Raw genomic sequence first — 12,852 nt, 5'->3', positions numbered from 1 at the left:
AATATTCCCCCGCTTTCGGTATCCTCGCCCCTTTGAAATTGCAGAAGCGGGATCTCCATCCATAGCAGGGCGCTGATCGCCGCTGCTACCATGAGGTCACATGGATGATGCTGGGCATACGGAAAGGCGCATGAAACTGACTACACAGCTTGTCTCGTTTATCACCCTGTGCGTGATTGCCGCCATGGCGACCGTGCTGATTGGCGGCGTGTTCAGCTTTCGCGAGCTGGGGATGGAGCTGCAGCAGAAGAAGGTCGATGCGCTGGTCGAGGTGATCGACAAGCAGCTCGATGTCTCCCATGACATGAACGAGATGAGTCACTGGCTGCCCACCCTGCTGCGCGCTTCCCACGTCGTCGAGCTGGAGGTGCGCCAGAACGATCAGCGTGTCTACTGGTTTCGCGATGTGCAGCGTTCGGTCGATGATCAGTTGTTGCTGCCATACAGCAAGGCGCTTATCCATCAGGCCGGCATGCAGGCCAATCTGAAGCTGGAGCGTCCCTTCAAGGAGGCGGAGTACTCCATCAAGGCGATGTCCGGTATCTCCTTCGGCGTCTTTATCGTGGTGTTCGGCCTCTGGTACTCCATTCGCTGGCTGCGCCAGCAACTACGCGGTGCCGAGTTGTTGGCCGAGCGTGCCCAGCTGATCCTCGATGACAAACTCTCCAAACTGAATCACGACCCCGCCGAAGAGTGGCCGGTTGCTGCCAGTCAGGCGCTCGACCATCTGCTGGCCGAGCTGGCGGATGCCCGCAAGGAGCGCAGCCGCTTCGACAACTTCATCCGCAGCAATGCTTTCGTCGACAAGATGACCGGCATTGGCAACCGTCTCTTTTTCGACAACCGGCTTGAAAGTGCCATCATGGAGGCGAGCGTGATGAGCGGAGGTGTGCTGCTGATCGATCTCGCCTGTCTAGAGGATCTGGAGGCCGAGCAGTTCGATCTGCTGGGTCATGATCTGATGCTGGAGGCAAGCGCGACTATCGGGGCCTTCGTGCGCAAGCACAGTGGCGCCCTGCAGGCCCGCTATGCCGGGCAAGTGTTTGCCGTGCTGCTGCCCAATATGTCCGAAAGCGAGATGGTGGACAGTGCCAGCCAGCTGCTCAAGAGCCTGCAGCGCCTCCACTGGCCGCAAGAGGTCAATCCGGAGACCGCGGTTTATCTCGGTGCCGTCTGCTATCAGTCGCAGGACTCCCTGCTCAAGGTACAGGAGGAGGCGGAGCTGGCCCTCAAGAGCGCCCGCCTGCAAGGGCACAACGGCTGGTTCCTCTACGAAAAGCAGCTGGATGAGGAGCAGAGCAGCAAGGGCACTGTGCGTTGGCGTACTCTGCTCAGCCGTCGCCTTGAGGAGCAGGCCATCGAATTCTATATCCAGCCGATCCAGCAGGATCGCGGGCAGGTGGTGCTGCAGCAGGAGTTGCTCACCTATCTTGAGGATGAGCAGGGGCGGCCACTGCCGGCCGGGATCTTCATGCCGATGGCGGAGAAGGTGGGGCTGTTGCTCCAGCTGGATCGGCTGGTGGCGGAGCAGACCCTGGCGTTGCTGCGTCAGCGCTCCGACCAGAGCTGCCCGGTCAGTCTGGCTCTCAGCGCCCAGAGCCTGCTCCATCGCGACTTCCAGCGCTGGCTCTTCTTCGCTCTGTTCCAGCTGCCACGCAGTACCAACGAGCGGCTGATCCTGCAACTTTCCGAGGCGCAGGTGACCCGCCATTTCGAAGCCCTCAAGCGACCGCTGCGCTCCCTGCGGATGCTCGGATGCATGCTGGCCATCGATCATGCCGGCCAGGATGTGGTAAGCACCCAGTACATCAAGGAGTTCGAAATCAACTTCCTCAAGCTCCACCCCAGCCTGGTGCGGGAGATCCATGCTCGCCAGGTGAACCAGATGGCAGTGCGCAGTCTGGTGGGCGGCTGCGCCAATACCCCGACCCGGGTATTGGCTGTTGGGGTCGAGAGTGGTGACGAGTGGAAGATGCTGCGTCACCTCGGGGTACATGCGGGGCAGGGCCCCTGGTTTGCGCTGCCCGAGCGACTGGTGATGGAACCGGCCGAAGCCTGATGTCTCAGAGGCGGCCCTGCTCCCTGAGCCCGGCCAGCCCCTGCATGCCACCGGTGTGGATAAAGACGATCCTGCTGCCCGGGGCAATGCGACCCGCAGCCAGCTCGCGAAACAGCCCGTACATTGCCTTGCCGCTGTAGATGGGTTCCAGCGGCAGACCGGTTTCGGCGCTGAAGGCCTGTACCCACTGCCAGAGCGCCGGGCTGAATCTGGCGTAACCTCCATCGTGATGATCCAGTGCGATCTGCCAGCCTGGGGTTGTGGCGGCGGCGGAGTAGAGGCGGCGCACTTCGTCGGCGATAAAGTTGCCTCCCTTGAGCACGGCGATGGCGAGGATCTGCTCCCTTTCCCGCTTGCCTGCAATCAGGCCGGCCAGGGTGCCGCCGCTGGCGCAGGGGAGCACCCAGAGATCCGGCGAGAAGGGGAGCTCGGTTACCAGTTCGGCCACGCCGGGGATGGCGAGAGGACTGCTCCCGCCTTCGGGAACGATGAGGGTGTCTGCGGCTTCAAATTGAGCCAGCCATTCCGGCTCCTGCCGCCGCCGGTAGCTCAGCCGATCGACAAAAACGAGATCCATGCCCCAGCGTCTGGCATCGCTCAGGGTAGAGTTGCTGACTGAGTCACTTTCGCCCCGTATGATACCTGTGGTGCGAAGGCCAAATTGATGGCCAGCAGCGGCCAAGGCATGGATATGATTGGAGTAAGCGCCACCAAAGGAGAGCAGGTGGCATTTGCCGTGTTCGCGGGCATGGTACAGATGGTACTTGAGCTTGCGCCACTTGTTGCCGGAGATGAGCGGGTGGATCAGATCGTCCCGTTTGCACCAGAGCTCGACGCCATAGCGGGTCAGCAGGGGATGGTGGAGCGCTTGCAGTGGTGATGGGCCAATGGCACTGATTTCAAACGCCGACGGCGAAGGGTTGGCTTGCAATGGTGAGTCCCTCTTTTGTCTGGAGGCTAATCTGCTGTTTATGTTAATGTTTCACTCATTTAATCACTAATGACGGGCGGGCTTACATGAAACAACTGTTCAGACGGTCGACGCCAAGCCGCCAGGTGGGGCTCTTGCTGGCCAATGACAGGATCATGCTGGCAGCTGTGGGCAATCCCCCTGTGTTTGCTACGCGCGCCATCAACAGCCCGCAAGAGTGGCCGCTCGCCGTCAACGAACTATTCACTCGCCACGGCCTTGCCAAATCCCGGGTACGCGTTGCTCTGGCCGCCCCGCTCTATCAGCAGATCCAGATCGACAAGCCTGCCGTCCCCGATGCCGAAATGGCGGGGGCGCTCCCCTGGGCCATCAAGGATTATGTCAACGAGCCGGTGCTGCAGCTGGCGATGGATTACGTGGATCTGCCCACTCCACCCGCCGGTCGACCGCGGATCAATGTCATCTGCCTGCCCAAAAGCAGGGTGCAGCAACTGGCGGAGGCGATCAACGGCATTGCCACCCTGCAATCCATCATCAGTGACGAGCTGGCGCTGACCTCCCTCTATGAGGCGGATGAGGCGGTGCGCATGCTGCTCTGGCAGCCGAAGGGGCAGGATCTGCAACTGCTGGTTTTCCATCAGGGGGGGCTCTGTTTCTCCCGCCAGTTGCGCGGCTTTGCCTCCCTGACCGGCGAACAGGAGCCTGACAGCATGTTGCTCGACTCGCTGGCGCTGGAGATCCAGCGCTCGTTCGATTATCTGGTCGGCCAGCTCAAACTGCCGGAGATTGGCCAGATGCAGCTTGCCGTCGCCTCGCCCTTTATCGGCACTCTGGTTCGCCACATGGAGCATACCTTCGGCCTCGCTGTCTCAGCCATGGCCAACAAGGCGGTACTGGCCGGGGTCGAATACCTCTCGGCCTATGCTGCCGCCATCGGGGAGGATGCCTGATGAAACGTCAGATAAACCTCTATGGCGCCGAGTTTCACCCCAAGCGGCAGTGGGCCAGCCTCAACCAGATGGTGCTGGCGTGGGGTGTTGCTCTGCTTGTTATCTTGCTGGTCGGCGCCGGTTACGGTTGGCAGCAGCACAGTGTCAGCAGGGCGCTGGCACAGGTCAATGCCGAGCTGGCGCTCAAGCGCAGCGAGGCGCAGCGACTCGATGCCGATCTGGCGCGCCATCTGGCCGATCCGGCTCTGCAGCAGCAGTTGCTCAACAAGCAGGATGATCTGGGGGCCAGACAGGAGCTGCTGCGCCAGCTGGGCTCCTTATCCCTGCAAAAATCGCAGGGGTATGCCGGAGTGATGGCCGATCTCTCCCGCATTCGCAGCAGCAATCTCTCCCTGCAACGGATCGAGATCCTCGAAGGGCGGATCAATCTCTCCGGCTTTGCCGGTCGCAGTCAGGATGTGCCGGCCTGGGTCAACCGATTCAAGCAGGCGCCGACTCTGATGGGCAAGGAGTTTGGCGAGTTGACCCTGAGTCGTGACAAGGAGGGGCGTCTTGCGTTCCAGTTGAGCGGCATTGCGCGGGAGAAGCCCTGATGAACCTGAAAGCACAATGGCAGGAGTGGTCCCGGCGGATTGCAGCCCTGAGCCAGCGGGAGCGGGTGCTTATCCTGCTGACCGGGCTGGTGTTGCTGGTGGCTGCCAGCGTCTATGGCTGGCTGGATGGTGCCGACACCCGGCTGCAACAGGATCGCATGGCCCTGAGCGCGGCCGAACGCGATCTCGAGATCCTCGGGCTGGAGAATCTGGGCAAACAGGCTCGTCTGCAGCGGGATCCCAATCAGGGGGTTCGTGAACAGCTAGCCCGGGTGGATAGTGATCTTGCCGCTGTCGATGAGGCGCTCAAGGCCCAGACCGTCGATCTGATCCCGGCGCACGAGATGCCGCAGGTGCTGGAGGCGCTGCTCTCCCGCTCTGCCAATCTCCATATGCTGGCACTCAGTTCACTGGAGCCGACGCCACTGATGGCCGGAGAGCAGGGGCAGAAGGTCAATCTTTACAAACACGGTATCCGTCTCCAGCTGGAAGGCGGTTATTTCGATGTATATCAATATCTCAAGGCGCTGGAGGCGTTGCCTCGCCACTTTTACTGGAAACAGTTCGACTATCAGGTGAAAGCCTATCCGGGGGCTGTGGTGGAGATGGAGATCTACACCCTGAGTACCAGCAAGGAGTTTATTCGTGGCTAGATGGTTTGCATTGGGAGCTTGCCTCTTTGCGTTGCTGGCGCAAGCCGAGCCGGTCGAAGTGTTGCAGGATCCCACTGCGCCCTTGGCCGATGTGGCGGTTGGCGCGAGTGCAACCGGCCAGAACAGCGTCGGCTTGCCGAAGCTGCAGAGCATCATGCTGGGTAATGGCCCGGCACTGGCGGTACTCAATGGCAAGAGTTATCGGGTCGGGCAGCAGGTGGACGGCTACAAGCTGGTGGCCATCAACGCCGATGCGGTGGTGCTGGAGAAGGCGGGAAAACGCCATTCGGTGGCACTGTTTGCCAGCAAGATCAGGGTTTGAGCCGCACTAGCCATTGGCAGGTAAGCCGGGTTTATCGAGTTTCATTGCAGGGTGCACTAATTACATGAAAATACACCGTTTCTGTCTGATCACCTTGGCCATGATGGCCGCAGGCTGCACTACCTACAAGCACCCGGAGCCAACCCAGGCCAAGGACGCGCTCAAGCAGGCGATGAATGAGCAGCAGAAGCAGCAAAATGCCCCCCTGACCACGCTGCCCAAGTCGGTGCAGAGCGAGTTGCTGCAACTGAACCGGCCGCAGATGCCGGTTGCCATGTCGGAGAAGCGGCTGCGTATTGCTGCCCATGACGTGGAAGCGGTGGAGTTTTTCGGTTCCCTGTTCAAGGGCTCCCGCTATAGCGTGGCGGTGCATCCCGGGGTCTCCGGGCTGGTCTCGGTCGAACTGAAAGATGTCACCCTGCCCGAAGTGCTGGCGGTAGTTGGCGATATGTATGGCTTCGACGTGCAGCGCAAAGGGAGTGTTTTCCATATCTATCCTGCCGGCCTGCGTACCGAGACCATCCCGGTCAACTATCTGATGCTCTCCCGGCGCGGCCTCTCCCGCACCTCGGTCAGTACTGGCGGGGTGACTGCCAATGACAACAACAACGGCAGCAACAGCAATTTCGACAGCTCATCCAGCAACAGCACGACCAATAGCACGACAAATAACTCGAGCAACTCGAACAGCAGTGGCAATGGCACCCGGATCGAGACCGACAGCAATAGCGACTACTGGACCGATCTGCGCGATGCACTGCAGACGCTGATTGGCAACGGGGATGGACGAGCCGTGATCACTAGCCCACAGGCGGGTCTGGTGACTGTGCGGGCCTATCCAAAAGAGCTCAAGGCGGTACGTGAGTTCCTCAGCCAGTCGGAAGATCATCTCAAGCGTCAGGTGGTTCTGGAGGCTCGGATTCTTGAAGTCTCGCTTAACGAAGGCTATGAGCAGGGAGTGAACTGGAACAAACTCTCTGCAACTGCCGATGGCAAGGGGATGACCACTGGCGGCTCTCTGGCAAATACTCAGTTGCCCAGTACATCCAACCAGATCTTTACCGCGCTCGGTGGTGGAGCCAGCTTCAAGATTTCCGACGGCAACTTCGATGTGACCGTCAATCTGCTCAAGACCCAGGGCGATGTGAATACCCTCTCCAGTCCGCGCGTTACCGCCACCAATAACCAGAAGGCGGTGATTAAAGTCGGTACCGACGAATATTTTGTCACCAATGCTTCGACTACAACGGTGAGTACGGCGAGTGGTGACCGAACTACGCCTAATGTTGAGCTGACTCCTTTCTTCTCGGGTATCTCTCTCGATGTCACGCCACAGATCGATGAAGAGGGTAAAGTGCTGCTGCATATTCACCCCTCAGTCATTGATACCGAAGAGCAAACCAAGACCATCAAGGTGACTGACAGCGACATCCTGGAATTACCACTCGCCAAGAGCTCTATTCGTGAGTCAGATACCGTGGTACAGGCCAAAAATGGCGACATCATTGTCATCGGCGGTCTGATGAAGACCGACAAGAAGGAGGCTGTCAGCAAGGTGCCGTTACTGGGCGATATCCCCTGGGTGGGCGAAGCCTTTACCAACCGCAGTGAAAGTAACAGGAAGGTGGAGCTAGTGATTCTGCTCAAGCCGACTGTGGTGGAAGATGGAACCTGGCAGAACGAGTTGCAGCGTTCCGCCGATCTGCTCGACAAGTGGTATCCCTCCAAGGGCTAACTCATGACTCAGCGAGCGGTCAGTCTTATTCCGGGTGGCCTGCGGCGATTTGTTCGCAGAGGCCTCTTGCCCGTGGCAGCAGGTAACGACTGATGTACCTGACTCATTTCGGCCTGCAGGAGGCGCCCTTCAGCCTTACCCCCAACACCGGTTTCTACTACGGCCTGCCGCCTCATGAAGAGGCGCTGCAGGTGCTCAACTGGGCGCTGGCTCAGGGGGAAGGGTTTATCAAGGTGACCGGCGAAGTGGGTACTGGCAAGACGCTGCTCTGCCGCAAACTGTTGAGCGAGCTGGGCTCGGAAGAGTGCCCAGTACGCCTGGCTTGGCTGCCCAATCCCCACCTCAGTCCAGCCGAGCTGCGCACCGCGCTGGCACTGGAGCTGGGGCTGTCAGTGCGGGATCAGAGCGAGCTGGATCTCACCGATCGCATCCATCGCCATCTGATCAGCCTGCATCAGCAGGGGAGTCGGGTGGTGGTTCTGATCGACGAGGCACAGGCTCTGCCGGACGAGACGCTGGAGGCCATTCGGCTGTTTGGCAATCTGGAAACCGAGTCGAGCAAACTGTTGCAGATAGTGCTGTTTGGTCAGCCCGAACTGGATGTGCGGCTGGCCAAAACCAATCTGCGTCAGCTGCGCCAGCGCATTGGCTTCTCCTATCGCCTGCGACCACTCAGTTTTGACGAGACTCGTGCCTATCTGGAGCACAGATTGCAGGTCTCCGGCTATCGCGGTGCGCCGCTGTTCGCCGGCCGCTCCTTGCGCCTGCTGTGGCGCGCCTCGCGCGGGGTGCCAAGGCTTATCAACATCCTGGCGCACAAGTGCCTGATGCTGGCCTATGGTCAGGGGGCTCGTCAGGTTGATGGCCGGCTGGTAGGGCTCGCCATTCGCGATACCGACGATGCCAGCCGCTTTGCGCCGCGGCGCTGGTGGCCGCTGTTGCTATTGCTGGGATGTGCCCTGGCTTATGGAGTCTGGTCATGAGCGTGATCAACCAGATGCTGAAAGATCTGGAGCAGCGCCAGCAAGGTGCCGAAGGGGCGGCCGTCTACGTCGCTCCGGCGCGCCAGCAGGGTTGGTGGATGTTGCTGCTCACCCTGCTCTGCGGGCTGGCGCTCGGGATCCTGGGGTGGCGAACCTGGATCTACTGGCAGCAAACCCGTGCGGTGGCGCCGCAAGCCAATGTAGTCAGTGAGCAGGCCACTCCCGATGCGGTTGCCCGAGTTGCCGAGCCGGTCGCTTCAGCCGCATCGGCCGAAGTGGCCGCTACCCTGCCTCTGCCCCGTCAGGCGGAATCTGCAGAGGAAGAAGCAGAAGACGAGGCATCTCTGGCTCCGCCGGGGGAAGGTGCTCCCTTCGATGCCTCCAGCGAGATTGACCAGCGGACGCCGACCGATGAGGAGCTGCAGCCCGAGCTGTATGCCGAGCTGGCTGCGGAGCAGCAGGCTGCCGCCGCACCGCGCAAGCCGAGCGTGCTCAAGATTGAAACGGTCGAGCTGTCACCCAAAGAGCTGGCAGCGCTCTCGGAGCGCAAGGCGACTACCGCCATGGCCAAGGGGAATATGCGCGATGCGCAGGACAACTACTACGACGTGCTGGCCCACGATCCCTATAACCAGGGCGCCCGTGAACAGCTGGCCGGCTTGCTCTACGGAGAAGGGCGGCTGACCGAGGCACGCCAGCTGCTGGAGGAGGGGATCCGGCTCGATCCGCAACAGGCCGATTTTCGCCTGCTACTGGCCCGTCTTGCCATTAGCGAGGGGTTGCAGCAGCAGGCGCTGGGCTGGTTGGCTGGTTATCAGCCCGATCTCGCCAGCAATCTGGACTATTACGCCACCTGGGCTGGACTGGCACAGGAGCTGGGACAGAATGTCGAGGCGGCCAATCTCTATGTGAAGCTGCTGCGCCAACAGCCCGATCAGGGGCGCTGGTGGCTGGGACTCGGTGTGGCCGAGGATGGTCAGGGCCACAGCCAGCGTGCCCTCGATGCCTATCGCAATGCCCAGCTGCATGGCAACTTGGGTGAAGCATCCACCAGCTGGCTGGAACAACGGATTGCCCAGCTTGCTCCCTGACGATCACCGGATCAGATGGAGCAAGGGGGGAAGAGAACAACAGGAATCGGAGTAGCAATGGCACAACCCAGACTGAAAATGCGCCTCGGCGACCTGCTGGTACAGGAACAGATCATCTCCGATGATCAGCTGCAGCTCGCGCTGCAGCAGCAGCGTCAGACCGGCCGCAAGCTGGGCACCACCCTCATCGACCTCGGCTTTATCAGCGAGGTGCAGTTGCTGCAGTTCCTCGCCCGTCAGCTGGATGTACCCTTCTTCGATCTCAACAACCTCACCATAGATGCTGCCGCGGTGCCGCTGTTGCCCGAGGTGCAGGCGCGCCGTTACCGGGCGCTGGCGGTCAATCTCACCGACGATCGGGTGACGGTGGCCATGTCGGACCCGGCCGATCTGAGTGCACTGGATGCCATCGCTGCGTTGCTAAGCCCGCGCATCATGGTGCTGGCGGTTGCCCGAGAAGGGCAGCTGCTGGAGTATTTCGACCGTCTCTACCGCCGTACCCGCGAAATCGAGAGCTTCGCCGAACAGCTGCAGGAGGAGTATCAGGACTCCGGCTTCGAGCTGGGCTCCAGCAATCTGGGAGCTAATGATGAGGGGGAGGCGACGGTGGCCAAGCTGCTGCGCTCCCTGTTTGAAGACGCGGTGCAGGTTGGCGCCTCGGATATCCATATCGAGCCGGACGAGAAGGTGCTGCGCATTCGCCAGCGGATCGACGGCATCCTCCATGAAAATATCCTCAACGAGGTGCGTATCGCTCAGGCGTTGGTGCTGCGTCTCAAGCTGGTGGCGGGGCTCGATATCTCCGAGAAGCGCTTGCCGCAGGATGGCCGTTTCAACATGAAGGTGCGCGGCCGTGATGTGGACGTGCGGATGTCTACCATGCCGGTGCAGTATGGCGAGTCGGTGGTGATGCGTCTGCTGGATCAATCCTCGGGGATCCTCTCGCTGACCGAAACCGGAATGCCGTCCGATATCCTGACCCGTTTCCGCCGTCAGCTCAAACGGCCACACGGCATGATCCTGGTGACAGGCCCGACCGGTAGCGGCAAGACTACGACCCTCTATGGTGCCCTCTCCGAGCTCAATCAGGCGAGCCAGAAGATCATCACGGTTGAAGACCCGGTGGAGTACCGTTTGCCTCGCATCAGCCAGGTGCAGGTCAACCCCAAGATTGGCCTCACCTTCTCCCACGTGCTGCGTTCTACCTTGCGTCAGGACCCGGACATCCTGCTGGTGGGCGAGATGCGCGACAACGAGACGGTGGAGATCGGCCTGCGCGGCGCCATCACCGGTCATCTGGTGTTGACTACCCTGCACACCAACGATGCGGTGACCAGTGCCCTGCGCCTGATCGATATGGGGGCTCCGGGCTATCTGGTGGCCAGTGCCCTGCGGGCGGTTGTTGCCCAGCGACTGGTGAGACGGATCTGCGAACACTGTGTCGAGGAGAAGGTGCCGGACGAAGGACAGACGACCTGGCTTACCGTGCTCTCGGGAGAGGCCCCCGGGCAGCATACCTATCACAAGGGGCGTGGTTGCCAGAGCTGCAACTTCACCGGTTATTCGGGCCGGATCGGGGTGTACGAGTTGCTGGAGCTGGATCAACCGATGATGGATGCACTGCGCCGCAATGACGCTGAGGGTTTTGCCAAGGCGGCCCGTCAGCATGAGCACTATCGGCCGCTGGCCCTCACTGCCCTCGATTATGCCCGTGAGGGGATCACCTCGGTGGATGAGGTGCTCCGGCTGGCCGAGGATTTGGGGTAAGCGATGGCTAACTTTGCCTACAAGGGGCGCGACAGCCAGGGCAACGCTACCAGCGGTGTGGTGGAGGCGGCCAACGAAATGGCTGCGGCCGAGCAATTGATGCGCCGTGGTGTGATGCCTACCGAGCTCAAGCCGGGCAAGGCCAAGGGGGCTGAGCTTAACTGGTCGCTGTTGCTGGAAGGTGGTGTCAAACTCGACGAGCTGGTGATCTTCTGCCGCCAGATGTATGCCCTGACCCGGGCCGGGATCCCGATCTTACGCGCCATCGCCGGGCTGGAGGAGAGCACCCATAGCAAGCCGCTCAAACGTGCGCTCCATGCGCTGGGAGAGGATCTTGGCAACGGCCGACCCTTGTCGAGCTCGATGCAGGCTCACCCCAGAGTATTCAGCAGTCTCTTTATCGCCATTATCCACGTCGGGGAGAACACCGGCCAGCTGGAAGAGGCCTTCCTGCAGCTTGCCACCTATTTCGAGCTGGAGCTGGAGACCCGCAAGCGGATCAAGACGGCGATGCGTTATCCCAGCTTCGTGCTGATCGCCATCGGCATTGCCATGGTGATCCTCAATATCATGGTGATACCGGTCTTTGCCGGCATGTTTGCCAAATTCGGGGTGGAGCTGCCGCTGGCGACCCGGATCCTGCTCGCGACCTCTCACTTCTTTGTGCACTACTGGTGGCTGATGCTCGCCACCCTGATTGCTATTGTTGTCAGCTGGCGGCGCTGGGTAGCGACCCCCAAGGGCAAGCTGACCTGGCATCGCTGGCAACTCAGGTTGCCTATCGTCGGAACCATCATAGAGCGCTCTCTGCTGGCCCGTTTTGCCCGCAGTTTTTCCATGATGCTTAAAGCCGGGGTACCACTCAATACGGCCCTGACGCTGGTTGCTGATGCGGTGGATAACGCTTGGATGGCTGGCCGGATCCGTGATATGCGGGCCGGGATCGAGCGGGGCGAGAGCCTGCTGCGCACCGCCAGCAGCAGCGGACTGTTCACCCCGCTGGTAATGCAGATGATTGCGGTGGGTGAAGAGACCGGTCAAGTCGATGACCTGCTCCATGAAGCAGCTGAATATTACGAGCGAGAGGTCGACTATGACCTCAAGAGCCTCACCGCGCGGATCGAGCCGATCCTGATTGGGATTGTCGCTGTGATGGTGCTGATCCTGGCGCTGGGTATCTTCACACCGATGTGGGACATGATGAGAGCCGTAAGAGGCAAGTAATTTGCTGGCGTAGCCGCGGGGAGTCGAGGGCTGGATGAGCAGACAGGCAGTGCAGGATGACCGCTGGCTCGGCGGCTATCGGCGGATTGCGGTGGTGATCCTGCTGATGATTATCGTGGCTACGCTGGCGCGCACTTATCAGCACAACCGGGAGGAGGCACAGCAACTCACTCTCACCCTGCTGGGTGTGCAATTTGCCGAACGGGCACAACGTTTGCACGGCCTCTGGCTCGATGAGCGGCGGCCCCGGACGCTCTATGTGGGTGAGCAGGGCTGGCATTTCGATGAGCGAGGCTGGCCACTTGGTCTGTCGCCACTGCAATCCCCTTCCGCTGATTGCCGGCAGCTGTGGCTGGCGCTGATGGGAGAACAGCAGGAGGATCTACCTCCTCTGCAGTTTCTGGCCCGCGCCGATGGCAGTGGTTGCGACATCGGGTGGGATGGTTATTGGCTCTTTTATCAATTTTCTGACGGGCGCGTGATTAAATCACCTTGAACAAGGGCGATGATAGAGCCTAACGGCATGATTTTTTTGAGTCTGCAT

At 60.7% G+C, this 12,852-nt stretch carries 12 protein-coding genes; 11 read left to right on the top strand and 1 reads right to left on the bottom strand.

Annotation, left to right across the window (positions count from 1 at the left end; translation table 11 throughout):
* Positions 1 to 130: 130 nt before the first annotated feature.
* Entirely contained in the window at positions 131 to 2,059 is a 1,929-nt protein-coding gene (locus tag I6L40_RS00490) for an EAL domain-containing protein (protein WP_033112567.1), read from the top strand.
* Between the two features lie 4 nt (positions 2,060 to 2,063).
* Here the strand turns inward: I6L40_RS00490 and I6L40_RS00485 are convergent, their stop codons facing one another.
* Positions 2,064 to 2,990: a 1-aminocyclopropane-1-carboxylate deaminase/D-cysteine desulfhydrase gene (locus I6L40_RS00485; protein WP_071914087.1), complete on the bottom strand. Its 927-nt coding sequence runs from the start codon at positions 2,988 to 2,990 to the stop codon at positions 2,064 to 2,066.
* Positions 2,991 to 3,076: 86 nt separating this feature from the next.
* Between I6L40_RS00485 and I6L40_RS00480 the strand changes: the two genes are divergently transcribed.
* The 10 genes from I6L40_RS00480 (at position 3,077) to I6L40_RS00435 (ending at position 12,804) form a co-directional block, all read left to right on the top strand.
* Positions 3,077 to 3,940, top strand: coding sequence for a hypothetical protein (locus I6L40_RS00480; RefSeq protein WP_043851010.1), 864 nt, complete (start codon positions 3,077 to 3,079; stop codon positions 3,938 to 3,940).
* Positions 3,940 to 4,533, top strand: coding sequence for a PilN domain-containing protein (locus I6L40_RS00475; protein ID WP_071914089.1), 594 nt, complete (start codon positions 3,940 to 3,942; stop codon positions 4,531 to 4,533). Before I6L40_RS00480 ends, I6L40_RS00475 begins: the two co-directional genes overlap by 1 nt.
* Entirely contained in the window at positions 4,533 to 5,186 is a 654-nt protein-coding gene (locus I6L40_RS00470) for an MSHA biogenesis protein MshJ (protein ID WP_071914090.1), read from the top strand. The genes I6L40_RS00475 and I6L40_RS00470 overlap by 1 nt, the downstream gene beginning before the upstream one ends.
* Positions 5,179 to 5,508, top strand: coding sequence for an MSHA biogenesis protein MshK (locus I6L40_RS00465; protein ID WP_071914092.1), 330 nt, complete (start codon positions 5,179 to 5,181; stop codon positions 5,506 to 5,508). Before I6L40_RS00470 ends, I6L40_RS00465 begins: the two co-directional genes overlap by 8 nt.
* Positions 5,509 to 5,572: 64 nt before the next feature.
* On the top strand, positions 5,573 to 7,243 hold the full coding sequence (gene mshL, locus I6L40_RS00460; RefSeq protein ID WP_071914094.1) for a pilus (MSHA type) biogenesis protein MshL: 1,671 nt from the start codon (positions 5,573 to 5,575) through the stop codon (positions 7,241 to 7,243).
* A gap of 92 nt (positions 7,244 to 7,335) precedes the next feature.
* Complete coding sequence (locus tag I6L40_RS00455) at positions 7,336 to 8,226, top strand: ExeA family protein (protein WP_071914096.1); 891 nt, start codon at positions 7,336 to 7,338, stop codon at positions 8,224 to 8,226.
* Positions 8,223 to 9,317, top strand: a complete 1,095-nt coding sequence (locus I6L40_RS00450) for a lipopolysaccharide assembly protein LapB (protein WP_216994846.1) — start codon at positions 8,223 to 8,225, stop codon at positions 9,315 to 9,317. The genes I6L40_RS00455 and I6L40_RS00450 overlap by 4 nt, the downstream gene beginning before the upstream one ends.
* Before the next feature lie 57 nt (positions 9,318 to 9,374).
* Positions 9,375 to 11,084 (top strand): MSHA fimbrial ATPase MshE, encoded by a 1,710-nt coding sequence (gene mshE / locus I6L40_RS00445; protein WP_071914100.1) that lies wholly within the window; start codon positions 9,375 to 9,377, stop codon positions 11,082 to 11,084.
* Positions 11,085 to 11,087: 3 nt separating this feature from the next.
* On the top strand, positions 11,088 to 12,308 hold the full coding sequence (locus I6L40_RS00440; protein ID WP_033112557.1) for a type II secretion system F family protein: 1,221 nt from the start codon (positions 11,088 to 11,090) through the stop codon (positions 12,306 to 12,308).
* 34 nt (positions 12,309 to 12,342) lie between these two features.
* Positions 12,343 to 12,804, top strand: a complete 462-nt coding sequence (locus tag I6L40_RS00435) for a hypothetical protein (RefSeq protein ID WP_071914104.1) — start codon at positions 12,343 to 12,345, stop codon at positions 12,802 to 12,804.
* The last annotated feature ends 48 nt before the right edge of the window (positions 12,805 to 12,852 follow it).

Origin of the sequence: Aeromonas sp. FDAARGOS 1410, assembly GCF_019048745.1 — a bacterium.
GTDB lineage: Bacteria > Pseudomonadota > Gammaproteobacteria > Enterobacterales > Aeromonadaceae > Aeromonas > Aeromonas jandaei.
Note: the sequence above shows the minus strand (reverse complement) of the source record. Positions and strands in the feature narration are given on the sequence as shown.